This window comes from Kribbella alba (genome assembly GCF_039529635.1).
GTDB lineage: Bacteria > Actinomycetota > Actinomycetes > Propionibacteriales > Kribbellaceae > Kribbella > Kribbella alba.
The window spans coordinates 159503-183331 of record NZ_BAAANE010000002.1 but is presented as its reverse complement, the minus strand read 5'-3'; the positions used below and the strand labels follow the sequence as shown (position 1 = coordinate 183331).

The window sequence follows — 23829 nt, the reverse complement described above, 5'->3', positions numbered from 1 at the left end:
GCTACCTCGCCTAGGCGGTCGGGGTCACCTTGGTGCGGGTTCGTAGTACGGGGGCGAAGGCCGCAAGGCCGCAGGTCAGGACGGTTACGACAAGGAAGGAGACCGTCAGATTGGTGGCTTCGGCGATACCGCCGATGATCGAGGGTGCTACCAGGCCTGAGGCGTAGGTGACGGTGGCGACGCCCGCGATGGCCTGGCTCTTGTTGGGGCCGCTGTGGCCGGCGGCCGCGAAGGCGAGCGGGACCACGACGGCGATGCCCAGTCCCAGCAGGCCGAAGCCGATCATGGCGATGGGTGGGTTCGGTGCGAGCACCACCAGCAGACCGCCAAGAGTCGCGACGACGCCGCTGACCCGCACGGTCCGGACCGGGCCCCAGCGATTCACGATCGCGTCCCCGGCGATCCGGGCGACCGCCATCGTGAGCGCGAATCCGGTGGTGGCACCGGCGGCCACACCGGGCGAGCTGGTCAGGATGTCGCGCAGGTAGACGGCCGACCAGTCGAGGCTCGCGCCTTCGGCGAAGACGGCACAGAAGCCGATCGCGCCGATCAGCAGCGCCGACTTCGGCGGCAGCGCGAACCTCGGCGGAGCCTCCTCGTCCTCTGCCGGATGCAGATTCAGCACGTACTGCGAGGCCAGTACGCCGAGCACCGTGAGAACCAGCGCCATCGCCGCATGGTGCACCTGGGCGCTGACGTCGAGATGGGCGGCGATCGTGCCGATGCCTGAACCGATCAGGGCGCCGACACTCCACAGGCCGTGCAGGCCGGACATGATCGATTTCTCCAGCCGGTGTTCGATCTCGACGCCCAGGGCGTTCATCGCGACATCGGCCATGCCCGCGGTCGCGCCGTACACGAACAGGGCCGCGCAGAGCAGCAGCAGATTCGAGGCGAGCGAAGGCAGCGCCAGGGCGAGCGTCCAGAGGGCGATCAGGATGCGCTGGGCAGCACGGGTGCCGAAGCGATGGGTCACCCGGGCGGCGAGCGGCATGAACAGCGAGGCGCCGATCGCGGGGAAGGCGAGCGCCAGGCCGAGTTGGCCCGCACTGACTCCGGCGTGCTCCTGGATCCAGGGCACGCGGGTCGCGAAGGACCCGGTCACTGCCCCATGGACACAGAAGATCGTCGCTACCGCGATCCGGGCCCGTCGAACCGCCTGTAGATCTTCGACCACGAGAAGAGACTCCTCACTGAGCCTGCACGAGCGCACATTCCACGAACATACGCACATCTGGTTTGTTTGAACGATCAAGCCGGTGTTAGTTTTCCACGGTGAAGAGTGCGGATCGGCAGCGGGTCATCGTGGAGCACCTACAGGACGCGGGCAGGGTGGCGGTCACTGACTTGGTGGCGGCGACCGGCGCCTCGGACATGACCGTTCGGCGTGACCTGGACTATCTTGCCGCGCAAGGGGTTCTGAAGCGGGTCCACGGCGGGGCGGTGTCCGCGATGCCGTCGGGACTCGAGCCGCCGTTCGCGGCGCGGGCGACGGCGGCGACCGCCGCCAAGCAGGCGATCGCGAAGTTGGCCGCCGAGCAGATCCGGGACGGCGAGACCGTGGTCCTCGACAGCGGTACGACTGCCCTGGAGGTCGCTCGGCTGCTGCGCGACCGCACGGTCACGGTGATGCCGCTCTCGCTGCACGTCGCGCAGGAATTGATGGGCGCGCCGGGGATCCGGTTGTTGATGCCGGGTGGTGAACCGCGGCCGGGTGAACTGGCGATGGTGGGTCCGCTGACGTTGGCGTCGTTGCGTTCGCTGCGGTTCGACGTGGCGGTGCTCAGTCCGTGTGCGTTCAGCCTTGAAGCCGGGATGACAGCCTTCGATCTGGGTGATGCCGAGGTCAAGCAGCAGGCGCTCGCCGTTTCGACCCGGTCGATGGTGCTGGTGGATGGCGCCAAGTGGGATCGCGCCGCGCTGGCCTACATCTGCCCGGCGGACCGACCCGACCTGATCATCACCGATTCCAGTGCCCCCGAGGACGATCGCGCTGTCCTGGCCCAACGCGGCGTCCTCATCCAGATCGCCGACGGACGACCCGCACCACAACCCGACGTACAGACTGAGAGTGTCTCTTGACGACTGCGCCCGCCACCGCGCTCGCACCTCCCCGCGCCGCGCGGGTTGCGACCTGGGCCTACTTCGGCCTGAACGGCTTCGCGGTCGGGATGTGGGTCGTGCACATCCCCAACGTCGAGCGAGCCACCGGCATCTCCCACAGCACCCTTGGTCTGCTGCTCCTCATCCTGGGCGGTGCCGCCTTCACCGGCATGCAGGTCGCCGGTCCGCTCGCCGACCGCCTTGGGCAACGCCGGCTCGTGCCCGCCGCCGGGGTGCTGCTCGGGCTGTCACTGTTCGGCCCGGGTCTCGCCGGCAACTGGTGGACCCTCGGACTCGCGCTGGCGGTGTTCGGCTTCAGCAACGGCTCGATCGATGTCGCGATGAACACTCACGCGGTGGTCGTCGAGCGGGCGTACCCGCGCCCGATCATGGCCGCGTTCCACGCGATGTGGTCGATCGGTGGTGCATTCGCGGCATTGATCGGTGCGGCGGCCCTGCATGCCGGAATCCACACCGCCGTCTCGCTCAGCGTCTGCGGCGTCATCTGCATCGTGGTCTCGCTGATCGCCAGCCGCTTCCTGGTCGAGGCCGATCAGGATGAACCCGAGCAAAGCGCCGATACCGAGCAGGTGGCCCCGCCGGCCAGGTTGGTCTGGGCGCTCGGCGGCCTCGCGTTCGGTCTCATGCTCGCCGAAGGAGTCGCGAACGACTGGGCCGCGCTGCAGTTCCGGGACATCCTCGGGACCTCGACCAGTACTGCGGCCTACGCGTACGGGTCGTTCGCGGTCGCGATGACAGTCGGGCGGTTCGCCACGGACCGAGTGGCTGCGCTGATCGGGCCCGCCGCGATCGTCCGGTACGGCGCGGCGCTAGCCGCGATCGGCCTGACCACGGTGATCCTCGTGCCGTGGGTGCCGGTCGGCCTCGTCGGCTGGGCACTCTTCGGCCTGGGCTTGTCCGGTGGTGTGCCGCAACTGTTCACCGCGGCCGGGAACCTCGATCCCCGGGCGTCCGGTGCGCTGATGGCGAAGGTCGTCGGCCTCGGTTATGTCGGGCTGCTTGCCGGGCCGGCGTTGATCGGCGCCCTGACGCACTGGATGCCGCTCAATGTCGCATTCGCGCTCCCGGTCATCCTCTGCGTCCTGACCGTTCTGGCTGCCCCGGTCCTGAGGCCGATAGCAGCTCAGCCCAAGGAAGACGCCGGGTAGGCCTCAGGCTTTGAGCGCTTGGTCGAGGTCCGCCCACAGGTCGTCCGGGTGTTCGATGCCGACGGAGAGGCGGATCAGGTCGCCGGGGATCGTCGGTACTTCGCTCGGCCAGCGGCGGCGGCGTTCGAGCATCGACTCGACTCCGCCGAGACTGGTCGCGTGCACCCACAGCGACGTGCTCTCGCAGACGCGCTGCGCGCCTTCGGCATCTCCGCCCAGCTCGATGGCCAGGATCGCGCCGAAGCCGGACATCTGTGCAGCGGCCCGGGCGTGACCGGGATCGTCCGGCAGCCCCGGGTAACGGACCCGGCTGACGCGCGGGTGCTCGAGCAGCTTCGAAGCCAGGAAGGCCGCGTTGGACTGCGCGCGCTCGAGCCGGAGGGCGAGAGTCCGCAGGCCGCGCAAAGCCAGCCAGGCCTCCATCGGTCCAGGGATCGCGCCGAGGCTACGGCGTCGGAGTTCGAGTGCCTCCCACAACGAATCGTCCGCGGTGATGACAGCGCCCAGCACCACGTCCGAGTGACCCGCGATGAACTTCGTCGCCGAATGCATCACGAGGTCCGCGCCCATCGCCAGCGGCTGCTGCAGCAGAGGTGTCGCGAACGTGTTGTCGACGACGACGCGAGCACCCGCAGCGCGACCGGCGGCACAGAGCGCGGGCAGCTCAGCGACCTCCATTGCCGGGTTGGTCGGAGACTCGATCCACAGCAGGTCGGCATCGACCACAGCGGCTGACACGACACCCGTGTCCGCGATGTCGACCCGCTCGACAACCAGCCGACCGGTCGAGGCTTGCTGGTCGAGCAGAGCCAGTACGCCGCTGTAAGCGTGCTGAGGGGCAACCACGCGGCCCCCGACCGGAACGAGATCGCAGACGGCAGCAGCCGCGGCCATCCCCGATGCGAAGGTGAGCCCGCGTCCGCCCTCGAGCTGGCCGAGCGTCGTCTCGAGGGCCGCCCACGCGTCGTTGTCGAACCGCCCGTATCCACGGTCGCCACCGGCGATGTAGGTCGAGCTGAAGACGGGCGACTCGCCCAGGGGCGCATCCGGTACGCGGGCCGGCCGCCCGGCGTGCACGACGACGGTGGCGGGATCCAGGTCAGGGGTCATACCCGGATTCTCCCCAATCACCGCCCGCGGGCCGAATCACTGTCCGCCGGCCAACTCACCGCCCGACCGAATCATCGCCCGACGGCTGGGAGCGGGATACCGCCACCGCGCAGCAGGCACATCGCCTCGCGCGCCAGCTCCTTCACATCCGTGCCCGCCGGGTTGTCCACCCACATCTGCACGGTGATCTCGATGATGTTCATGGTGATCCCGGCCGCCAATGCCGCGGTGAACTCGACGGATTCCCCGGCCAGCGGCTGGTCGGGGGAGTCAGCGGCCAACCGGCGGGACAGCTCGACGGTCAGCTCGTTGCGCCAGCGCCAGATCGCCTCGGTCAGATGCGCGCTCACGGACGGCGTCTGCCGGGCCAGCTCGTACACGGTGCGGACCCGGTCGGGGTTGCCCTCCAGCTGGTCCAGCACCCGCTCGATCACGCTCTGCAGGCCGTCCGGCAGGTCGATCGGCGGTTGCTCCCGGAACCAGTCCAGCGCACCGAACAGGCTGTCCTCGACGAACTCCAGGACCAGCGTCTCCTTGGTCGGGAAGTACCGGTACAGCGTGCTCGGCCCGACCTCGGCGGCCGCGGCGATCTGCTCGACCGTGGTCCGGCCGAACCCGTGGTCGATGAACAACTCGAACGCCTTGTCCGAGATCAGCCGGCGGGTCCGTTCCCGCTTCAGCTCGCGCAGCCCCATTTGACCCCCAACGCTCGGGCGTGCCGGGCAGCCTACACGGCGACGCGCCGGAAGTTGATTTCATTCGACATTAGCAGTCATATGGTAGTCACAACCAAGATTTCAATCCAGCCTTCTGGGGACGTGCCGATGACCGAGACGACCGAGACACCGACGACTTCCTTTCCCGAGCAGCGGCCGAGCGGCTGCCCGTTCGACCCAGCCTCCGGCTACACCGCGCTCCGGCGGGCCGACGGGATCACGAAGGTCTCCACTCCGGCCGGCGTCGATGCCTGGGTCTTCAGCCGGTACGACGACGTCCGCGCGGTGTTGACCGATTCCCGGTTGAGCTCACGTTCGGCGCCTTCGGCCCACGTCGTCCCGGGGGCTGATCTGCAGCGTGAGGTCATGTCCGGATCGATCCTGCAGAACGACGGCGAGCGGCACGCCCACCTCCGGCGGTTGCTGACGAGCGAGTTCACCGTCAAGCGGGTGCAGGCGCTCCGGCCGAGGATCGAGCGGCTGATCGAGGACCACATCGACGCGATGCTCGCATCCGACGGGCCGGTCGACCTGGTCCAGGCCTTCGCCCTGCCGATCCCGTCCCTGGTGATCTGCGAACTGCTCGGGGTGCCGTACGCGGACCGCGACGAGTTCCAGCAGCGCAGCGCCGTCCTGGTCTCGGTCGACCGCGACGAGGAAGAAGTGATGCGGGTCAACGAGGAACTCCAGCAATACATGGCCGGCCTGGTGATCTCCAAGCAGGACAAGCGCGAGGACGACCTGCTGTCCCGGCTGATCACTCGCGCGGAGGAGCAGGGGCAGCCGCTGACGCTGCCCGAGCTGGTGTCGATCGGCATCACCCTGCTGATCGCCGGGCACGAGACGACCGCGAACATGATCGGCTTGAGCACCCTCGCCCTGCTCCGCAATCCCGACCAGCTGGATGCCCTGCGCAACGATCCAGGGCTCGCACCGACCGCGGTCGAGGAGTTGCTGCGCTATCTGTCGGTCGTGCAGTTCGGGCTGTTCCGGCACGTGATGGAGGACCTCCCGCTGGGCGACGAGACGATCAAGGCGGGGGAGTACCTGATCGCGGCGCTCTCATCCGGAAACCGCGACGAGATGGTGTTCCCGGATCCCGATCGGATCGACCTGTCCCGCAAGGCGTCCGCGCATCTCGCCTTCGGCTTCGGCCCTCACCAATGCCTGGGGCAACAACTCGCCCGGGTCGAGCTGCACGAGGTCTACACCCGCCTGTACCGGCGGATCCCGAGCCTGCGGCTGGCCGTGCCCTTCGAGGAGCTCCGGTTCAAGGACAACACCCTCGTGTATGGCGTGACCGCCCTGCCGGTCACCTGGGACCGCTGAGACAAGGGGCTGGCGATGGACGTCAAGATCGATCAGGAGGGCTGCGTGGCGGCCGGGCAGTGCGTACTGGCGGCGCCGGACGTGTTCGACCAGCGCGACGAGGACGGCGTCGCCGTGCTGCTGGGGAAGCCCTCGTCCGACCAGTACGACGCCACCCGCGAGGCGGCGCTCCTCTGCCCGGCCAGGGCGATCCACCTGAGCGAGTGATGGAGCACGTCGTCATAGTCGGCGCCTCCGCCGCCGGCTCGACCACCGCGCAGACCTTGCGCCGTGAGGGCTTCACCGGAGCCCTCACGGTGGTCGGGGAGGAGCCGCACCTGCCGTACGACCGCCCGCCGCTGTCCAAGCAAGTACTACTCGGCGCCTGGGCACCTGATCGAACCACCTTCGGCCCCAGTACGGCGTACGCGGATCAGGGCATCGATCTCAGGCTCAACGCGCGGGCAGAACGGCTGGATCTGGCCAGCAGAAGAGTGGACCTGGCGACGGGGGAGCAGGTCCACTACGACCGGCTGGTGATCGCCACCGGAGTCCAGCCGGTCCGGCTCCGACAGGGCCACGAGCTGGAGGGCGTCTACATGCTGAGGACGCTCGATGACGCCGTAGCTCTCCGCGAAGCCCTGTTGCACGCAGCGTCGGTCGTGGTCGTCGGAGCCGGCTTTCTGGGCTCGGAGACGGCTGCGGCCGCACGGCAGCTCGGCTGTGAGGTGACCATGGTGGACACCGCCCCGTTTCCCATGGCCCTCCAGTTGGGCGCCGAGTTGGGCAGCATGATCGCCCAGCTCCATACGAGCAACGGCGTGCGTGTGGTCGGTGGCAGCAAGGTCACCCGCCTCTGCGGCACAGGCAGTGTGGAGGCTGTGGAGCTCGAGGACGGCACGAGCCTCAAGGCGGACGTCGTACTGATTGCCGTCGGCTCCAAGCCCGCAACAGCGTGGTTGGACGGCTCCGGACTGCCGTGCGGTGACGGTGTGCTCTGTGATGCGGCGCCGGACAACGTCTACGCGGCGGGCGATGTCGCGCGGTGGAGGAGCAGGCGGTTCGACCAGGATCTCCGGCTGGAACACCGCTTCAACGCCACTGAGCAAGCGGTTGCCGTGGCCCGCCGAATCCTCGGCAAAGACCAACCGTTCGACCCGGTCCCGTACTTCTGGACGGACCAGTACGACGCCAAGATCCAGGTGTACGGCGTGATCCCACCGGACGCGCGGGTGGTGATGACGCAGGGGAATCCGGCCGAGCGGAAGTTCGTCGCGCACTACCTCAGCGGCGGGCGATTGAGCGCAGTACTGGGCTGGAACATGCCCCGGGAAACGCGGCAGGCGAGGTCGCTACTGACAGCAATATGAACAGGTCTTAACGAAACCCTGGTCAAACCTGAAGCTGAGTGCCGCTATCGTCGAGCCGGTGAGTGAGTACTCGAGGGAAGAAAAAAGCAAGCCCCGCGTCGCCGTCGTTTTCGGCGGCCGGTCGAGCGAGCATGCCATCTCCTGCGTCACCGCGGCGAACGTTCTCCAGGTCATCGACCGGGACAAGTACGACGTGGTCCCGGTCGGCATCACCACCAGCGGCCACTGGGTGCTGGAGAGTGGTGATCCGGAGCGGCTGTCGATCACCGACGGGAAGCTCCCGGAGGTCGATGTGACCGCGCTGCCGGTGTTGTTCGGCGCCGACCGCGAGCTGATCGTCACCGAACCGGACCAGGTGCCGAGCACGCTGGGCGAGGTCGACGTGGTCTTTCCCCTGCTGCACGGCCCATGGGGTGAGGACGGAACGCTGCAGGGCCTGCTGGAGATGTCGGACATCCGGTACGTCGGGTCCGGCGTGCTGGCGAGCGCGGTCGGGATGGACAAGCACTACATGAAGGTCGTCTTCGCGGCGGCCGGCCTCGAGGTCACTCCGTACGTCGTGATCCGCGACCGCGACTGGACCCGCGACCCGCAGGCGTCCCGGGAAGCCGTCGACCAGCTCGGCTATCCGGTGTTCGTCAAGCCGGCCCGGGGCGGTTCCAGCCTCGGCATCAGAAAGGTGAACAGCCTCGACGAGCTGGACGACGCGGTCGCCGAGGCCCGCGCGCACGACCCGAAGGTGATCGTCGAGGCGAGTGCGAAGGGCCCGCGCGAGATCGAGGTCGGCGTGCTCGGCGGGCTGAACGGCGGCAACGCCGAGGTCAGCGTCTGCGGCGAGATCGCGGTCTCCGGCGGCGGCCACGACTTCTACGACTTCGAGACCAAGTACCTGCCGGAGGGCGAGGAGTACACCGCGCTCTCGGTGCCGGCGGATCTGCCGGACGAGATCGCGGCGGAGATCCGGGCCAAGGCGCTGACCGCGTTCGACGCGATCGAGGGCGAGGGGCTGGCCCGTGTCGACTTCTTCCTGGATGCGGACCAGCGGGTGATCATCAACGAGATCAACACCATGCCCGGCTTCACGCCGACCAGCATGTTCCCCCGCCTGTGGGCCGCCAGCGGCGTCGACTACCCAGCCCTCGTCGACCGCCTTCTCTCCCTGGCGATGACCCGCCCCACCGGCTTGCGCTGACCGCTTGCGTCCGAACGAGTGCGGGGCGTGCCCCGCACTTCTTCGGACGTTAGCGGGTAACTGGTCCGGCGGGCAGCCGGGCGGCCTTGGCGTTGAGGTAGCGCTGCTGCGGCAGGCTGCTCGCCCTCTCCGCCGCCTCCTCGTACGCCGCTCGCGCCGCCGCCAGGTCACCGGACATCTCCAAGAGATGAGCCCGTACTGCGAACAGTCGGTGGTCCGCGGCGATCCGTTCGTCACCCTCGATCCGGCTCAGCAGGTCCAACCCGTCCGGTGCGCCCCGGGCCATTGCCACGGCCACCACGTGGTTCAGCGCGACCATCGGGTTGTCCGTCAGTTGCAGCAGCACCTCATACAGCGCCACGATCTGCGGCCAGTCCGTCTCCTCGGCGGAAGGCGCTTCGTCATGCACTGCGGCGATCGCCGCCTGCAACTGGTACGGCCCCACGTGCCCGCGCGGCAAAGCCTCAGTGATCAGCGCGACCCCCTCGGCTATGGCGTCGGCGAGCCAGAGGGACCGGTCCTGCTCGGCCATCGGGACGAGCTCGCCGTGCTGGCCTGTTCGCGCTGGACGACGCGCGTCGGTGAGCAACATCAGCGCGAGTAGCCCAGTCACCTCGCCGTCGTCCGGGAGCAGTCGGTGCACCAATCGGGCCAGGCGGATCCCCTCGGCCGCCAACTCGACCCGCTGCAGGTTCGGCCCCGCAGTACTGGAGTAGCCCTCGTTGAAGATCAGGTAGATGACCTTCAGCACCGCGTCCAGGCGCTCGGCCTGGTCGGGCGGGAGCGAGAAGCGGGCGCCGCTGGTCTTCACGCTCCGCTTGGCCCGGGTGATCCGCCGGGTCATCGTTGCCTCCGGCACCAGAAAGGCGCGGGCGATCTCCGAAGTGGTCAGGCCGCCGACTGCCCGCAGCGTGAGCGCTATCTGCGACGCCGCGGACAGCGACCGGTGGCAGCACATGAACAGCAGGATCAGGGTGTCGTCGGAGTCGGCGACCGGTTCGTCCGGGGCCAGGGTCCACTGGATCACCGTGTCCTCGCGACGTCGTCGGGCCTGCTCGCTGCGCAGCAGATCGGTCAGCCGGCGGGACGCGACGGTGATCAGCCACGCCCGGGGGTTGTCCGGTTGCCCCTCCCCGGGCCACTGTTGGGCGGCCGCGAGCAGTGCCTCCTGGACAGCGTCCTCCGCGGTGTCGAAGTGGCCGTACCGCCGGACCAGCGCACCGAGAACCTGCGGCGCCAACTGGCGTAACAGGTCCTCGAGTGCCGGCTCGGACATCAGCCGACCAGGTCCTCCTGGCCACCCTCCACGATCGGCCGGATGTCGGCGTACGCGGTGGCCCGGACGAAGTCGGGTGCCGGGGTGTCGCCCAGCCTGGCGGCGATCTCGGTGGCGCGGTCGAAGCTGTCACACTCGACGATCCAGTAGCCGGCCAGCACCTCCTGCGTCTCGGCGTACGGGCCGTCCGTCACGACCGAGGCGCCGTCCTTCGAGCCGAGCCGTCGGGTCAGCACCGGTGCGGCCAGGGCGCGCGTCTCGACCAGTTCGCCGGACTCGGCCAGGTCGTTGTTGAACTTGTCCATGAACGCGCCCATCGCGGCGAAGTCCTCGCCGGTCCAGGCCGGTTTCCCGGTCTCCTTGCCGCCCATCCCGTCGTAGTCCTGCTGCGAGGCGTAGGTCAGGATCATGTATTTCATCGGATTCTCCCGTCGTCGCGACACCACTCTGGTGCCTCTCACCCGCTACGTCGACGCCCCCACGCTGAACCGGACACGCACTCGCCGGGAACTTTCACTGCACTCCGGCCCAGGGCGACAGTCTCGAGTGCGACGCTGGGTGCAGGCGGCCCAGCCGGGGCCGACGGAGGGCTCAGGTGCAGGGGGTGATGAGAGTGTTGTGAGCCTTGATGGCGTCGGAGACGTCGGTGAGGGCGTTGGCCTCGGGGGCGTACTTGTCGGGCACGGCCAACTCCAGGTAGACCTTGCGGCCGATGGTGGTGAAGATGAAGCCGTTGGTGACTTCCTTGGCGAACCAGCCGACGCCGTTCACCTCGAAGCACTGTGACTGGGCCTCGGCCATCCCGGCCGGAGGTGCCACGCCGCAGGTCACCTCGATCGGTGGATCGCCGTACGCAGTGGTCAGCGGGCTCGCCGGCTGCGTCTTGCGGCGTTTCGCGTCGAGCACCTTCTCCGGCAGCGCCTGCACCAGAGATTTGCAGGCGTCGGCGACTTCCGGCGCGGGGTTCGGGACGGCGATCTCGACCGGGCCGGGGCTGCAGCCCGCGAGCACGGCCAGCAGCGCTACCACGCCGAGCGCGGTGGACCGGTTGATCGGCTTCAGATGTGGACGACGGGGCACGTCAGCGTGCGGGTGATACCCGGAACGTTCTGCACCTTCGCAACGACCAGCTTGCCGAGCTCGTCGACGTTGCGGGCCTCGGCGCGCACGATCACGTCGTACGGGCCGGTGACGTCCTCGGCGAGTGTGACGCCCTGGACCTCGGCGATCTGGGCTGCCACATCGGCGGCCTTGCCGACCTCGGTCTGGATCAGGATGTAGGCCTGGACCACCACGTCGTTCTCCACTCAGTCGTCCTCAGCTGGCTGCGGCCACGGTACTGCGAAGCGGCCGGGCGTACTCTTCGTTGCTCGGTCACCGTACCGCCTAGACTCCCGGTGGCGATATGGGAGGTCTGTTGACGTGACAGAGACGTTGGGAAGCACGGGCGAGTTCGGCCTGATCGAGGCCGTCACCCGGAGCCTTCCCCGAGGTGAGGACGTCCTGGTGGGACCGGGCGACGACGCGGCCGTCCTGGCGGTGCCGGACGGCCGGATGGTGATCACGACCGACCTGCTGGTGGAGGGCCGGCATTTCCGCCAGGACTGGTCGTCGGCGTACGACGTGGGCCGCAAGGCCGCCGCGCAGAACCTGGCCGACATCGTCGCGATGGGCGCCCGGCCGACCGCGCTGGTGGTCGGGTTCGGTGGGCCGGCCGACCTGCCGACCGCCTGGGCGCTCGAGCTGAACCAGGGCCTGGCCGACGAGGCCGAGCTGCTCGACGTGAGCATCGTCGGCGGCGACACGGTCCAGTCCGACAAGATCGTCGTCTCGGTGACGGCCTTCGGTTCCCTCGACGGCCGCTCACCAGTGCTTCGCTCCGGCGCGCGCCCCGGCGACGAGGTGGCCGTGGCCGGACGGCTGGGCTGGGCCGAGGCCGGGTACGCCGTACTGAACCGTGGCTTCCGCTCACCCCGCACGGTCGTCGACGCGCACCGCCGTCCGCAACCCCCGTACGCCGAGGGGCCGCGTGCCGCGCTCGCGGGAGCGTCCTCGATGTGCGACGTGAGCGACGGACTGATCGCGGATCTCGGACACATCGCCGTTGCCAGCGAGGTGGTGATCGACATCCGCTCGCAGGCGCTGGCGATCCCCGAACCGCTCCAGGCGGTCGCCGCGGCCACCGGCGCGGACGCGCTGACGTTCGTGCTCACCGGTGGCGAGGACCACGCCCTGGTCGCCACCTTCGAGCCGGCCGACGTACCGGACGGCTGGACCGTGATCGGCTCAGTTGCTGAGGGCAACGAAAGCCTGCCGGCCGGCACCGTCACCGTCGACGGTGCTACCTACACCGGCGCCACCGGCCACGCCCACTTCAGGAGCTGATCATGCTGCTTCACGCCTTCGTCGATCAGCTGATCAGGTGGGACCGTCGGGGTCCGGCACCGGCGCGACCGGAATCGTGGTGCCCGACGCCGGGAATCGAGGGATTCGACATGAAGGCCGCGCCGCGGATCGAGGGGTTGACATGAATGCCGCGCCGCCGCGGGTGCTGACCATCGCCGGGTCCGACTCCGGGGGTGGTGCCGGGATCCAGGCCGATCTCAAGTCGATGCTGGCCAACGGGGTGCACGGGATGAGCGTGCTGACCGCGATCACCGCGCAGAACAGCCTCGGCGTACAGGGTGCTTGGGAGCTGCCCGAGGAGCAGGTCCGGGCCCAGTTCCGCAGTGTGGTGGACGACATCGGCGTCGACGCGGTGAAGACCGGCATGCTCGCCTCCGCGCCGATGGTTCGCGTCGTCGCCTCGCTGCTGCGGACGCTGCCTGTCGGCGTGCCGGTCGTGGTCGATCCGGTGTCGGTGTCGAAGCACGGTGACGCGCTGCTCGCCGCTGACGCGATGGAGGCGGTTCGGTCGGAGATCGTGCCGCTGGCGACAGTGTTGACGCCGAATCTGACCGAACTCGGGCCCGTTGCCGGAATCGAGCTGGCTGGACCTGCTGATCGTGAGACCGCCGCGAAGATTCTGCTCGAAGCCGGCGCCGACTGGGTCTTGGTGAAGGGCGGCCACGACCCGGGCCCGGTTGCTGTGGACGTCCTGCACGGGCCCGCGGTACGGCGGGAGTTCAGTGCGCCGCGAGCGGACAACCGGCACACGCACGGCACCGGATGCACCCTGGCGAGCGCGATCGCGTCGTACCTGGCCCGCGGGTACGACGTACCTACAGCCGTTGGTGCCGCCAAGGACTACATCAGCGGGGCGGTTGCCGCCGGATTCGCGCTCGGCGGCGGGATCGGCCCGGTGGACCACGCATGGCAGTTCCGAACCAGGAGTGACACGTGAACAAGAGCCGCCCACCGGTGGACGGACTTTGCAACGAGTGCGGCTTCAACTACGAGACGGGTGACCTGCAGGGCACGGTGACCACACTGGTCCGGCAAGCCGCCGAGTCCAGCATGGCACTGACGAAGGCCGCGGCCGGACGTGACCCGGACGTTGTCCGACTCCGGCCGGAGCCCGAGGTCTGGTCCGCGATCGAGTACGCCTGCCACGTGCGCGACCTCCTGGAGGTGCAGCGGTTCCGGATCGCGCAGTGCCTGGCCGAGGACCGGCCGGTGTACGCGCCGATGGACCGGACCGGGCGGGTGAAGGAGCAGAAGTACGAGGACCAGGACCCGATGGTGGTCGCCGCCGCCCTGGTGAAGTTGGCGCGCGAGTTCGGGGCGGCGGCGCGGGTGCTGACGCCTCCCCAGCTCGGGAAGCTCGGCCTCTACAACTACCCGGTCCGAGCGCCGCGCTCCCTAGGCTGGCTGATCCGCCACACCGCCCACGAGATCCAGCACCACCGCCACGACATCATCACCATCCTCGCCAAACTCGAACCCCCGATCATCCCCGCACCCCCCAAACCAACCCCCGCCCCTGCCGAGCCCAACCCCGCCGAGCTCAACGCCGCCGAGCTCAACTCCGCCGAGCTCAACTCCGCCGAGCTCAACTCCGCCGAGCCGAGTCCCGCCGAGCCGAGTCGCGCCGAGCTCAACTCCGCCGAGCCGAATCCCCCCGACGCCAATCCCGCCGAGCCGAATCCCGCCCAGCCCAATCCCGCCCAGCCCAATCCTGCCCAGCCCAATCCTGCCCAGCCCAATCCTGCCCAGCCCAATCCCGCCCAGCCCAATCCCGCCGCCGTGCCGACCACCGAATCCGCCTCAGAGTCCAACCCGCCAACCGCCCACCCCTGAAGCCAGCTGCCCTAAGCCCTGAGCCGCGGCCGGCGCCAGACCCGGTCGCAGCCGGACCGCCAGCACTCACCAAGGCCCCGCGGTCCGGGTGGTTCACGCTTGACCCCGCCGATGTCGGGAGCGGACGCGATGGTTGGTGAGTGCGGGCGGTCCGGCCGTCGCCCTTGAGCCAGCCGCCCTAAGCTGCCCTAAGAAGCCCTGAGTCGCCGCCGGCGCCAGACCCGGTCGCAGCCGGACCGCCAGCACTCACCAAGGCCCTGCGGTTCGGGTGGTTCACGCTTGACCCCGCCGATATCGGCAGCGGACGCGATGGTTGGTGAGTGCGGGCGGTCCGGCCGTCGCCCTTGAGCCAGCCGCCCTAAGCTGCCCTAAGAAGCCCTGAGCCGCCGCCGGCGCCAGACCCGGTCGCAGCCGGACCGCCAGCACTCACCAAGGCCCTGCGGTCCGGGTGGTTCACGCTTGACCCCGCCGATATCGGCAGCGAACGCGATAGTTGGTGAGTGCGGGCGGTCCGGCCGTCGCCCTTGAGCCAGCCGCCGGCCCAGGCGCGGACGATCTCTGGCTGTCCGAACGGCTGGGCTGATAGTCGCCGGCGGCGGCCGCACGATGACGTTCAGCCGGTTGGCTGTGTTGATGAGGGTGATCAGGCACACCAAAGCGGCGAACTGGTCCCCGCCGCAGCCATTGATCTGACTCGCGCGAATGACCTGACTCGCGCGAAGATCACCAGGTGCTGCGTTACGGCCGGCAGTGTCGAGTCCATGGCGCCCTGCTTGCCGGCGTCGGCAAACAAGGTCAGCTGTGCGGGTCGGCCCAGGTTGCGATGGCGGCGTCGGTGGTGATGTGGTCCAGCCCGAGGGCGGCCGCGCCTCGAAGGGCGCCGTCCTTCTGGTGGGCGGAGTCGAGGATCGGCGGCGGTTCGGCGCGGTGGAATGCCATCAGCCCTTCGCGGTATGCCTCGTCGAAGGACATGTGCGCGGCTGCTCGCAGCGGGATCGCCAGACCGCCCAGCGTGACGACGTCAGGGTCGTGGGCGTTGACCAGTCCCGCGATCCCTGAGCCGAGAGCAGCCGCGACTGTCGCGACAGCACCGCTGGCTTCCTTGTCCTGCCGCTGCAATACGGTCTCGGCATACGCGTAGGGATCATCGGGCTCCGGTTCCCCCAGGCGCCTGGCGAGCGCGCGGCCGTCGACCTCGAGGTCCCAGCAGCCGCGGGCGCCGCACGGACAGTGGAGGGCGCGATCGCCGAACGGCATATGGCCGTACTCGCCGCCGGCCCCAGTAGAACCGGCAGCAGGGATGCCATCGACGATGAGCGTGCCGCCGATACCGACCTCGACGATGAGGTGCAGCGCCGTACCGGCTCCAGCAGCAGCTCCCGTGCGAGCTTCGGCCACTCCGCTCAGGGTTGCGTCGTTCCCCGCGAGCAGCGGTAGTGCGGTGCCGGCAACGAGTGGCGAGAGGTCTACCTGCGCCCACCCGAGGGTGGTCGCCTGCGTGAGGTGGTTGTCCCGGACGGTTCCCGCGACTGCAAGACCCACCGCGCGCAGGCGGTCGCCGTACAGGTCCCGCGTGTGCTCCACGACTTCCCTGAGGCTGGTAAGTACGGACGCCGGTCGCCTGCTGCGGTGGCGCTTGGACGCATTGTCCTGCAGGGATCCGTCGAGCGACACCACTGCACTACGCCAGTTGCCCTGCCGCAGATCGATGGCGAGAACCAGCGGGCCGTTTGGATGCGGCAGTAGCACTGTGGTCGGCCTACCACGGCCATGACTCGGCGCTGGCGCTTCCGTGAGCAGCTGCAGATCCCTGAGCCGAGCAGTGACCTCTGTCGCCGAGCTACTGCTCAGCCGTAGCTCGTGGGCGACTGCCGCGCGAGTGATGCCGGGCTGCCTGCCGAGCAGCCCCAGTACGTCGGCCGCGGTCTGCCAGCGCCCGCGCCGAGAAGAGATCGCGCTATCTCTTGTCGTCACAGCACCCCTCTACCTTATGCTCGTAGAACGAGTTTAATGGAGGGCGTGATGGATCTGTCGCAGGTGCGGGCCGTGTTGTTCGACATGGACGGCACCCTGGTCACGTCGGACGCCGCTGTCGAGCGCGCCTGGGCAACCTGGTCCGACGAGTACTGCGTGGACGTCGCGGAGGTGCTCGCCATCGCGCACGGCAGCCCGGCCGAATCCACCGTCGATCGCGTGCTGCCGCACCTGGACGAACTCGCCCGGGCGAACGCCGCCGCACGCCAACTACAACTCCAGTACGACGATCTGTCGGACGTCGAGGCGGCTCCGGGAGCGGCTGAGGTGATCGCCGTGATCGAGCGCTTGGGAATCCGCTGGGCAGTGGTGACGAGCGCGGACCGCCAACTGGCGAAGGCGCGCCTCGGTGCCGCGGGGATCGACGCACCCGTGCTGGTGACCATCGAGGACATCACTCGCGGGAAGCCTGACCCGCAGGGATACCTGCGGGCCGCCGAACTCCTGGAGACCGCGCCCGAGCAGTGCGTCGTCGTTGAGGACGCCTCCGTCGGCATCCAGGCAGGTCACGCCGCCGGCGCGATAACAGCAGCCCTCAAGGGATTGTCAGGTGACCTCGAACTGACCGACCTCCATCAGTTGGCTGAGCTGATCGCCCCACGGCCGCGGGAATGAAACCTCGATCCAGGACTTCACGGACCATTGGCTGGTCCCCGGCCGCACGACTGAGTGCTCGCTTTGCAGCCGCACGGATGAGCATTCGGTCAGCCGTCGCGCGGGGAGGTGCTCGGTCAGCGGCCCTGCGGAGGGGTTCTCAGCCGGCGGATGCGCGGACGAGATCTCAGTCGACCGATGCGCGGAGAGGTTCTCGCTCGGCGGGTGTGCCGGGGAAGTCTCAGTCGGCCGATGCGCGGAGAGGTTCTCGCTCGGCGGGTGTGCCGGCGATGTCTCAGTCGGCCGATGCGCGGAGGGGTTCTCAGTCGGTGGGTGGGCAGAGGGGTTCTCAGGCGGGGGCGCGGAGTGATTCTCAGTCGGCGACGGCTGGAACGGCATCCGCTTCGCGCCGGGCCGACCTGCAGATCTGTGTGGCGCTGTCGGCGATGGGTTTCCTGCTGGCTGGGCTCGGGGCCTGTATCGCGTTGCTGGTGAGGGATCTGCACGAATCACCCGACCGGTTGGCCGTGTTGTCATCTGCGTTCGCCGTGGGTCTGCTGGTGGTCGCCGCCATCGGACCGCTCCTGCTGCGGCTCGGGTCGATCACCAAGGTGCTTCGGGGTGGTGCATTCGTCTGTGCGGTCGGGGCACTGCTGCTCGCATTGGCGCCGAGTTTCGTGGTCGCCGTCGCCGGAGGTCTGCTCGTCGGTCTCGGTGGGGCCTTGCTCGTACTGATCGCGCCGCTCCTCCTGGACGGCCCCGCAGCCGCGACCCGGCTCACGAGAGTCAACGCGGTCGCGAGCGCCACCGGAATCTTCGCCCCACTGGCCATCGGCGGCATCGACTCCCTCGGCCCCACCGGCCGCCTCGCCCTCCTAGCGCCCATTCCACCCCTCCTACTCCTGTCTGCCTTCGCCCGCCCGGCCGCCACCCACCCGGCCCAGACGCGAGCCCTCGACCCAGCTGTCGCGTCCCTGCCTGCTGTGGGCTCGGCTGTTATCGGGATGCCCGGGGACAGCGGTGTGGTGCTGTTGCCCGCTGCGGGCTCAGCCGCCGGCGAGTCTGCCGGTGGGGGTGCCGCGGGGGCGGGGGCTAAAGGCGTCAGGGCAGTTGTGCGGGGGTGGTTCCGGGTGGTGTTGGCGGTGGCGGTGGAGTTTTGTTTTGTGGTCTGGGCAGTGGCGCGGCTGCAGGCAACTGGATTGCCGACTGCGTCGGCGGCCTTGCTGGGAAGCGCGTTTCCGATCGGGATGGCTGTGGGTCGGGCGATCGGGCCGTTGCGGGTTCGCGGCTGGTCGCCGGTGGTGCCGGCCGGGGCACTCGCAGCTGCCGGGACCTTGCTGGTGAGCTTGTCGGGCACACCGGTGCTGGTGGTCGCGGGACTTACGTTGGCGGGCGTGGGTGTCGCACCGCTTTACCCGATCACCATCGCGGAACTAGTCGCGACGCCCGGCCTCAGCCCGACGCGACTGGCTGCCCTAGGCGCCCTCGCATCCGGTACTGCGATTCTTCTGGCGCCGGCTGTCTTGGCAGGGCTCGCCACGGTCGTCGAGCTCAGAACCGCCTTCCTCATTCCCCTTCCGCTGCTGATGGCCCTCTTCGCGATCAGCCGTCCCCTCACCTCAGCCCGCTCGCACGCGTCCTGAGGCGGGATTACAGGTGGGCGTACAGCCACGCCTGCTAGCTCCCGACTACCCGGCCCGACCCGCCGCCAGAAGCCCACTACCCGGCCCGACCCGCCGCCAGAAGCCCACTACCCGGCCCGACTCGCCGCTGGTGGGCCACTACCCGGCTCGACGCGCTGGCGGGAGTCGACCCGGCGGGCGGGTCGATCCGGTAAGTGCACAGGTAACGGCGCTTCGATCCGGTAAGTGCACACGTGACGGCAAGTCGCCCCCGGGAACTTCGCAGGGCTTGACAGGGGCGACCACGTCCGACTTACCGGCTCGACCCGTCTGCTTGATCCCGACTTCCCGGCTCGACCCGCCTACTTGATCCCGACTTCCCGGCCCGACCCGCCGCCAGGGGGCCACTACCCGGCTCGACGCGCTGGCGGGAATCGACCCGGCGGGCGGGTCGAGCCGGTAAGTGCACAGGTGGCGGCGCTTCGATCCGGTAAGTGCACGCGTGACGGCAAGTCGCCCCGGTAAGTGCACGCGTGACGGCAAGTCGCCCCGGCAAGTGCACACGTGACGGCAAGTCGCCCCGGCAAGTGCACACGTGACGGCAAGTCGCCCCCGGGAACTTCGCAGGGCTTGACAGGGGTGACCACGTCCGACTTACCGGCTCGACCCGTCTGCTTGATCCCGACTTCCCGGCTTGACCCGCCGACTTGATCCCGACTTCCCGGCTCGACCCGCCTGCGTGATCCCGACTTCCCGGCCCGACCCGCCGCCAGGGGGCCACTACCCGGCTCGACGCGCTGGCGGGAATCGGGTCAGTGGGCGGGTCGAGCCGGTAAGTGCACAGGTGGCGGCGCGTCGATCCGGGAAGTGGGTACCAGCCGACAAGACCTCGGCCCGGATCGCCTCCAGATCAACTCGAAAAGGCCGCACATCAGCTGGAAGAAGGCCGCACATCAGCTGGAAGAAGGCAGGAGATCGGCTGGAAGAAGGCAGGAGATCAGCTGGATGAGGGGCGGTAGCTCAGTTGGAAGTAGGCAGTTCGTAGCGCTTCAGCAGTGAGCGGAGCGCATCCGTGCCGTCCACCAGGTCGTACAGCTCGGCGTGCAGACCGACGCCGCGGGCGCCTTTCACGTTGTTCTCGTTGTCGTCGATGAAGAGCACCGACGAGGCAGGCTGGTCGATCGTCTGCAGGATTGAGGTGAAGTACGCCCCGTCCGGCTTGGCGACGCCGAGGTCGCACGAGTAGAAGGTCTGGTCGAACCAGTCGCCGTAGTGCCGCTCGTCGTGCATGATCGCGCGCCGGTACGACTGCTGGTTGGTGGCCAGGTGGCACGCGATGCCGGCCGCGCGGAGATCCTGGATCAGCTCGACCACCTCCGGCTCCGCCTCGAAGTGACGCCACAGTTCCATCACGCCGTCGACCGGCGTCGTCGAATCCCAGCGATCCAGTACTTCGGCGATGGCGTCGCGGAAGTCGCCCTTGCCTACCAGCGACGGTTGCTCGGCGGCCATCAGGTCGAGCACGAACTCATCGGCGGCCTGGTCCGGCCGCACGAAGGTCGCCAGCGCGCCACGCCAGTCGATGGTGGGCCGCTGGATCACACCATCGGCATCGAAGAGAATCGCAGCGATCGTCATGCCACCATCCAATCAGTCGGTCCGACCCGTCGGCTCCCCGCTGTCCGCAGCCCCGGGTCGGCACCTTGTGGTCGGCCTGTGGGTTGCTCACAGAGCGGGCAGGGCTGAATGCGAGGAGGCAGGTCGACCCCTTGACCGGTTCAGTTGGTATGCGCTTACCTTAGCCATGTCTGAACATTTGTAGACAACTTCTCGCGGAAATGAACATCGAAATGCCATCGAAAATGCCACTTCTCCGGTAGCGACGCGAAGGTGTGGGTGAGGCCATGTCAGTGACCAGACGGAATTTTCTGGCTCTCGGGGCAGGAGGTGCGGCCGCGGCGGCCGGTCTCACCGGCTGCGGGTCGCGAGGTTCGCTCGGGGCGTCCGACGAGCTGAGTATGTGGTCCTGGACCGGCTCGGTGAACGACTCGCTGATCGGTGCGGCCGAGAAGGCCATTCCCGGGGCAACGGCCAAGAAGCTCTCGATGACCCGGATCGGCAGCAACTACAAGACCAAGGTGCTGACCGCCCTGGCCGGCAAGTCGCTGGTCCCCGACATCGTCGCGATCAACGACGACGTCGCCACCTACTTCCCGAACGCGGACCAGTTCCACGATCTGAAGGCGCTCGGCGCCGACAAGGTGTCCGGCGACTACCTGCCCTGGAAGTGGAAGCTCGGCATCACGCCCGAGAACCGGATGATCGCGTTCCCGATGGACACCGGCCCCACCGCACTGTTCTACCGGCGGGACATCTTCGAGAAGGCCGGCGTCGAGATCGACCCGGCCCAGGTGGCGGCCGCCGTCCCGGACTGGGACAGCTTCATCCAGCTCGGCAAGAAGGTCCGCCAAGCGGTCCCCGGCTCGGCGATCACCGACAACATCACCGGGATCTTCGGCTACGGCCTGGCTCAGCAGTCCAAGCGCTACATGACTGCCGACGGCGCCTACATCGGCGACCAGGACCACGTCCGCCAGGTCTGGGACCTGTCCGTCCGGGTCGTGAAGGAAGGCCTGTCGGCCAACGCGCAGGCAGGCACGACCGATGCGAACGCGGTGGTCACGAACGGTCGTCTCGTCGCGTATGTAGCTGCGGTCTGGTGGGCGCAGCTCGGACCGAAGAACGCCGCCCCGGGGACCAAGGGCAAATGGCGGGTCACCACAGCACCCGGGGGCGCCGGCAACCGCGGCGGCTCCTTCCTCGCGATCACGAAGTACTGCAAGGACCCGGAGGCCGCGTTCGCGTTCATCACCTGGCTTGAGTCCGCCAAGAACCAGGCCGAGGCCTTCCTCGACCCCGTGCTCTTCCCGTCCACCCCCGCGAGCTACACGGACTCCAGGCTGACGGCGCCGGATCCGTTCTTCGGCGGCCAGCGCATCGTTGACGTCTTCGCCGAGTCCGCGAAGAAGTACCCGGGTGCCTACTTCAGCCCGTACGACACGATCATCGGTACGCCGCTCGGGGCCGAGCTGGTCAACGTGGAGGTCGGCAGCAAGTCGTCCGACCAGGCTTGGAAGGATGCCCAGCAACAGATCAAGCGCGAACTCACCAGGGTGGGGGCGATCTGAGATGGCAGTCAGCGACACCCTCCGCAGGTCGGTCTCCACCACCAGGGACCCGGCGCCGGACAAACCCCCGAGCAAGTACCGCCAGGCGTTGCCGCAGTACGCAGCGGTCTCGCCGTTCTTCATCCTGTTCGCGGTGTTCGGCGCGTTCCCGGTGCTGTTCTCGATCTACATCTCGTTCCACTCCTGGGACGGGATCGGGCAGATGAAGTGGGTCGGGCTCGAGCAGTACAGCTACCTGCTCACGGATCCGCAGTTCTGGACCGCGATCAGCAACACCCTGATCATCTGGGTGCTGTCGACCGTGCCGATGCTGCTGCTCGCGCTGGTGATCGCCAACGCGCTGCACACCGCGACCCGGTTCCGCAGCTTCTACCGGATCGCGTACTTCATCCCGAACATCACCTCGCTGGTGGCCGTCACGATGGTGTTCGGCTCGATCTTCAGCAACAACTTCGGCCTGCTGAACGCCTTCCTGCAGTCGATCGGGTTGTCCAAGATCGAGTGGCTCAGCCAGCCGTGGGGAATCAAGATCGCGATCGCCAGCATCGTCACCTGGCGCTGGGTCGGCTACAACGCGATCATCTTCCTGGCCGGCCTGCAGGCGATCTCCGCCGACATCTACGAGGCCGCAAAGGTGGACGGCGCCTCGCCGTCGCAGACCTTCTGGCGAATCACGGTGCCGCTGCTCCGGCCGGTGATCCTCTTCACCGCCGTCACGTCGACGATCGGTGGACTGCAGATCTTCACCGAGTCACGAGTCCTGTTCGGCAACACCGACAACATCGGCGGGCCCGGCGGTGCCGGCACCACGATCGTCTCGTACCTCTACCAGAGCGCCTTCATCAACAACCAGTTCGGATACGGCGCCGCGATCGGCTGGGCGCTGTTCATCCTGATCGTGCTGTTCTCCATCATCAACTGGCGGCTGATCGGCGGTGGCGACGAACGGGTCGCTCGCAGAGCCGTCCGGGCAGGCAGCCGCAGCGCCGGCGACCGTAGTACCGGCGAAACCAGCAGCGCTGGGAAGGAGCACGCCGATGCGCACTGAACAGATCCGCACTGAACCGATGCGCACTGAACAGATCCGCACCGTGATCGGTCACGTCGTCCTGATGCTGGGCGTCGTGCTGTCGATCTTCCCGTTCTACTGGATGCTGGTGATGGCCTCGAACACCACGCCGGACATCTTCACCTACCCGCCCAAGCTGCTGGTCGGCTCGCACCTGTTCGAGAACATGGGCAAGGTGCTGGACAACATCGACTTCTTCGGCGCGATGCTGCTCACCCTGATCGCGTCCCTCAGCGTCACCGTGCTGGTGTTGTTCTTCGACTCGCTGGCGGCCTTCGCGTTCGCCAAGTACGAGTTCCCGGGCCGCAACCTGCTCTTCGGGGTGCTGCTGGCAACCTTCATGATCCCGTCGCAGTTGTCGCTGGTGCCGCAGTTCGTGACGTTGGCCGAGTTCGGCTGGATCGGCTCGCTGAAGGCCCTGGTCATCCCCGGGGCGGCGAACGCGTTCGGCATCTTCTGGATGCGCCAGTACGCGCGGGGCGCGATCCCAGACGAGCTCATCTCCGCCGCCAAGGTCGACGGTGCCGGCTTCTTCCGGCAGTACTTCTCCGTCGGCCTGCCGGTACTGCGACCCGGGCTGGCGTTCCTGGGAATCTTCACCTTCATCAATGTCTGGAACGACTATCTGTGGCCATTGATCGTGATGACAGACCCGAACAGGCTCACCCTGCAGGTCGCCCTGGACCAGCTGAACGGTGTGTACGGCACCGACTACAGCATGGTGATGGCGGGCGCGCTGATGAGCGTGATCCCCTTGATCGGTGTCTTCATCATCGGTGGCCGCCACTTCATCGCCGACATCGCCGCCGGCGCCATGAAGTTCTGACCCGCACGCTTCG

24 protein-coding genes are annotated in these 23829 nt (G+C 68.3%); 15 read left to right on the top strand and 9 right to left on the bottom strand.

Going from position 1 to position 23829, the window contains the following annotated elements; translation table 11 throughout:
- Nucleotides 1-10: 10 nt before the first annotated feature.
- Nucleotides 11-1177: an MFS transporter gene (locus ABD210_RS02840; protein ID WP_344108318.1), complete on the bottom strand. Its 1167-nt coding sequence runs from the start codon at nucleotides 1175-1177 to the stop codon at nucleotides 11-13.
- Nucleotides 1178-1275: 98 nt separating this feature from the next.
- On the opposite strand from ABD210_RS02840, the gene ABD210_RS02835 reads away from it, so the two are divergent.
- Both ABD210_RS02835 and ABD210_RS02830 read left to right on the top strand, forming a co-directional pair.
- Nucleotides 1276-2082: a DeoR/GlpR family DNA-binding transcription regulator gene (locus tag ABD210_RS02835; RefSeq protein ID WP_344108316.1), complete on the top strand. Its 807-nt coding sequence runs from the start codon at nucleotides 1276-1278 to the stop codon at nucleotides 2080-2082.
- The gene (locus tag ABD210_RS02830) at nucleotides 2079-3272 is read left to right on the top strand and encodes an MFS transporter (protein WP_344108313.1); all 1194 of its coding nucleotides are present in this window, start codon (nucleotides 2079-2081) and stop codon (nucleotides 3270-3272) included. The genes ABD210_RS02835 and ABD210_RS02830 overlap by 4 nt, the downstream gene beginning before the upstream one ends.
- Nucleotides 3273-3275: 3 nt before the next feature.
- Here ABD210_RS02830 and ABD210_RS02825 read toward each other — a convergent pair whose 3' ends face one another.
- Together ABD210_RS02825 and ABD210_RS02820 are read right to left on the bottom strand one after the other, a co-directional pair.
- Entirely contained in the window at nucleotides 3276-4382 is a 1107-nt protein-coding gene (locus tag ABD210_RS02825; protein ID WP_344108310.1) for a trans-sulfuration enzyme family protein, read from the bottom strand.
- Nucleotides 4383-4453: 71 nt separating this feature from the next.
- Entirely contained in the window at nucleotides 4454-5077 is a 624-nt protein-coding gene (locus tag ABD210_RS02820; RefSeq protein WP_344108307.1) for a TetR/AcrR family transcriptional regulator, read from the bottom strand.
- Nucleotides 5078-5206: 129 nt separating this feature from the next.
- On the opposite strand from ABD210_RS02820, the gene ABD210_RS02815 reads away from it, so the two are divergent.
- The 4 genes from ABD210_RS02815 to ABD210_RS02800 are packed head-to-tail and all read left to right on the top strand — an operon-like array spanning nucleotide 5207 to nucleotide 8968.
- Complete coding sequence (locus tag ABD210_RS02815) at nucleotides 5207-6427, top strand: cytochrome P450 (RefSeq protein WP_344108304.1); 1221 nt, start codon at nucleotides 5207-5209, stop codon at nucleotides 6425-6427.
- Nucleotides 6428-6442: 15 nt separating this feature from the next.
- Nucleotides 6443-6634: a ferredoxin gene (locus ABD210_RS02810; RefSeq protein WP_344108302.1), complete on the top strand. Its 192-nt coding sequence runs from the start codon at nucleotides 6443-6445 to the stop codon at nucleotides 6632-6634.
- Nucleotides 6634-7776, top strand: coding sequence for an NAD(P)/FAD-dependent oxidoreductase (locus tag ABD210_RS02805; RefSeq protein ID WP_344108300.1), 1143 nt, complete (start codon nucleotides 6634-6636; stop codon nucleotides 7774-7776). The genes ABD210_RS02810 and ABD210_RS02805 overlap by 1 nt, the downstream gene beginning before the upstream one ends.
- A gap of 58 nt (nucleotides 7777-7834) precedes the next feature.
- Nucleotides 7835-8968, top strand: a complete 1134-nt coding sequence (locus ABD210_RS02800) for a D-alanine--D-alanine ligase family protein (RefSeq protein ID WP_344108298.1) — start codon at nucleotides 7835-7837, stop codon at nucleotides 8966-8968.
- A gap of 49 nt (nucleotides 8969-9017) precedes the next feature.
- Here ABD210_RS02800 and ABD210_RS02795 read toward each other — a convergent pair whose 3' ends face one another.
- The 4 genes from ABD210_RS02795 to ABD210_RS02780 all read right to left on the bottom strand — a co-directional run bounded on the left by ABD210_RS02795 (nucleotide 9018) and on the right by ABD210_RS02780 (nucleotide 11539).
- The gene (locus ABD210_RS02795) at nucleotides 9018-10244 is read right to left on the bottom strand and encodes an RNA polymerase sigma factor (protein WP_344108296.1); all 1227 of its coding nucleotides are present in this window, start codon (nucleotides 10242-10244) and stop codon (nucleotides 9018-9020) included.
- Entirely contained in the window at nucleotides 10244-10663 is a 420-nt protein-coding gene (locus ABD210_RS02790; protein ID WP_344108294.1) for a YciI family protein, read from the bottom strand. The genes ABD210_RS02795 and ABD210_RS02790 overlap by 1 nt, the downstream gene beginning before the upstream one ends.
- A gap of 172 nt (nucleotides 10664-10835) precedes the next feature.
- On the bottom strand, nucleotides 10836-11324 hold the full coding sequence (locus ABD210_RS02785) for a DUF3515 domain-containing protein (protein ID WP_344108292.1): 489 nt from the start codon (nucleotides 11322-11324) through the stop codon (nucleotides 10836-10838).
- Entirely contained in the window at nucleotides 11303-11539 is a 237-nt protein-coding gene (locus ABD210_RS02780) for an Lrp/AsnC family transcriptional regulator (protein ID WP_026163142.1), read from the bottom strand. Before ABD210_RS02780 ends, ABD210_RS02785 begins: the two co-directional genes overlap by 22 nt.
- A gap of 127 nt (nucleotides 11540-11666) precedes the next feature.
- Between ABD210_RS02780 and ABD210_RS02775 the strand changes: the two genes are divergently transcribed.
- Genes ABD210_RS02775 through ABD210_RS02760 form a run of 4 tightly spaced genes read left to right on the top strand, consistent with a single transcriptional unit; the run spans nucleotide 11667 to nucleotide 14483 of the window.
- Nucleotides 11667-12629 carry a thiamine-phosphate kinase gene (locus tag ABD210_RS02775; RefSeq protein WP_344108290.1) on the top strand — a complete coding sequence of 321 codons (963 nt, stop codon included), beginning with the start codon at nucleotides 11667-11669 and terminating at the stop codon, nucleotides 12627-12629.
- 2 nt (nucleotides 12630-12631) lie between these two features.
- Nucleotides 12632-12775 (top strand): hypothetical protein, encoded by a 144-nt coding sequence (locus tag ABD210_RS02770; RefSeq protein WP_344108287.1) that lies wholly within the window; start codon nucleotides 12632-12634, stop codon nucleotides 12773-12775.
- Nucleotides 12772-13587, top strand: a complete 816-nt coding sequence (gene thiD / locus ABD210_RS02765) for a bifunctional hydroxymethylpyrimidine kinase/phosphomethylpyrimidine kinase (protein WP_344108285.1) — start codon at nucleotides 12772-12774, stop codon at nucleotides 13585-13587. The genes ABD210_RS02770 and thiD overlap by 4 nt, the downstream gene beginning before the upstream one ends.
- The gene (locus tag ABD210_RS02760; protein ID WP_344108282.1) at nucleotides 13584-14483 is read left to right on the top strand and encodes a DinB family protein; all 900 of its coding nucleotides are present in this window, start codon (nucleotides 13584-13586) and stop codon (nucleotides 14481-14483) included. The genes thiD and ABD210_RS02760 overlap by 4 nt, the downstream gene beginning before the upstream one ends.
- 795 nt (nucleotides 14484-15278) lie before the next feature.
- Here the strand turns inward: ABD210_RS02760 and ABD210_RS02755 are convergent.
- Entirely contained in the window at nucleotides 15279-16457 is a 1179-nt protein-coding gene (locus tag ABD210_RS02755) for an ROK family transcriptional regulator (protein WP_344108280.1), read from the bottom strand.
- 48 nt (nucleotides 16458-16505) lie between these two features.
- Here ABD210_RS02755 and ABD210_RS02750 point away from each other — a divergent pair, with 48 nt between their 5' ends.
- A complete protein-coding gene (locus tag ABD210_RS02750) occupies nucleotides 16506-17132 on the top strand; it encodes an HAD-IA family hydrolase (RefSeq protein WP_344108278.1) in 627 nt (208 codons plus the stop codon).
- 425 nt (nucleotides 17133-17557) lie between these two features.
- A complete protein-coding gene (locus ABD210_RS02745) occupies nucleotides 17558-18754 on the top strand; it encodes an MFS transporter (protein WP_344108275.1) in 1197 nt (398 codons plus the stop codon).
- Nucleotides 18755-19753: 999 nt separating this feature from the next.
- Here ABD210_RS02745 and ABD210_RS02740 read toward each other — a convergent pair.
- Nucleotides 19754-20371: an HAD family hydrolase gene (locus ABD210_RS02740; protein WP_344108272.1), complete on the bottom strand. Its 618-nt coding sequence runs from the start codon at nucleotides 20369-20371 to the stop codon at nucleotides 19754-19756.
- A 266-nt stretch (nucleotides 20372-20637) separates the two neighbouring features.
- Here ABD210_RS02740 and ABD210_RS02735 point away from each other — a divergent pair, with 266 nt between their 5' ends.
- From ABD210_RS02735 to ABD210_RS02725, 3 genes are read left to right on the top strand one after another with little or no spacing between them, the layout of a single operon-like run.
- Nucleotides 20638-21921 carry an ABC transporter substrate-binding protein gene (locus ABD210_RS02735; protein WP_344108270.1) on the top strand — a complete coding sequence of 428 codons (1284 nt, stop codon included), beginning with the start codon at nucleotides 20638-20640 and terminating at the stop codon, nucleotides 21919-21921.
- A gap of 1 nt (nucleotide 21922) precedes the next feature.
- Complete coding sequence (locus tag ABD210_RS02730) at nucleotides 21923-22969, top strand: carbohydrate ABC transporter permease (protein ID WP_344108268.1); 1047 nt, start codon at nucleotides 21923-21925, stop codon at nucleotides 22967-22969.
- A gap of 19 nt (nucleotides 22970-22988) precedes the next feature.
- Entirely contained in the window at nucleotides 22989-23816 is an 828-nt protein-coding gene (locus ABD210_RS02725) for a carbohydrate ABC transporter permease (protein WP_344108953.1), read from the top strand.
- The last annotated feature ends 13 nt before the right edge of the window (nucleotides 23817-23829 follow it).

Bases quoted from the DNA above. Each gene is read 5' to 3' on its own strand.
- ABD210_RS02825 (WP_344108310.1), bottom strand. From the start codon at position 4,382: ATGACCCCTGACCTGGATCCCGCCACCGTCGTCGTGCACGCCGGGCGG.
- ABD210_RS02820 (WP_344108307.1), bottom strand. From the start codon at position 5,077: ATGGGGCTGCGCGAGCTGAAGCGGGAACGGACCCGCCGGCTGATCTCG.
- ABD210_RS02815 (WP_344108304.1), top strand. From the start codon at position 5,207: ATGACCGAGACGACCGAGACACCGACGACTTCCTTTCCCGAGCAGCGG.
- ABD210_RS02810 (WP_344108302.1), top strand. From the start codon at position 6,443: ATGGACGTCAAGATCGATCAGGAGGGCTGCGTGGCGGCCGGGCAGTGC.
- ABD210_RS02805 (WP_344108300.1), top strand. From the start codon at position 6,634: ATGGAGCACGTCGTCATAGTCGGCGCCTCCGCCGCCGGCTCGACCACC.
- ABD210_RS02795 (WP_344108296.1), bottom strand. From the start codon at position 10,244: ATGTCCGAGCCGGCACTCGAGGACCTGTTACGCCAGTTGGCGCCGCAG.
- ABD210_RS02790 (WP_344108294.1), bottom strand. From the start codon at position 10,663: ATGAAATACATGATCCTGACCTACGCCTCGCAGCAGGACTACGACGGG.
- ABD210_RS02770 (WP_344108287.1), top strand. From the start codon at position 12,632: ATGCTGCTTCACGCCTTCGTCGATCAGCTGATCAGGTGGGACCGTCGG.
- thiD (WP_344108285.1), top strand. From the start codon at position 12,772: ATGAATGCCGCGCCGCCGCGGGTGCTGACCATCGCCGGGTCCGACTCC.
- ABD210_RS02750 (WP_344108278.1), top strand. From the start codon at position 16,506: ATGGATCTGTCGCAGGTGCGGGCCGTGTTGTTCGACATGGACGGCACC.
- ABD210_RS02745 (WP_344108275.1), top strand. From the start codon at position 17,558: ATGGGTTTCCTGCTGGCTGGGCTCGGGGCCTGTATCGCGTTGCTGGTG.
- ABD210_RS02740 (WP_344108272.1), bottom strand. From the start codon at position 20,371: ATGACGATCGCTGCGATTCTCTTCGATGCCGATGGTGTGATCCAGCGG.
- ABD210_RS02735 (WP_344108270.1), top strand. From the start codon at position 20,638: ATGTCAGTGACCAGACGGAATTTTCTGGCTCTCGGGGCAGGAGGTGCG.
- ABD210_RS02730 (WP_344108268.1), top strand. From the start codon at position 21,923: ATGGCAGTCAGCGACACCCTCCGCAGGTCGGTCTCCACCACCAGGGAC.
- ABD210_RS02725 (WP_344108953.1), top strand. From the start codon at position 22,989: ATGCGCACTGAACAGATCCGCACCGTGATCGGTCACGTCGTCCTGATG.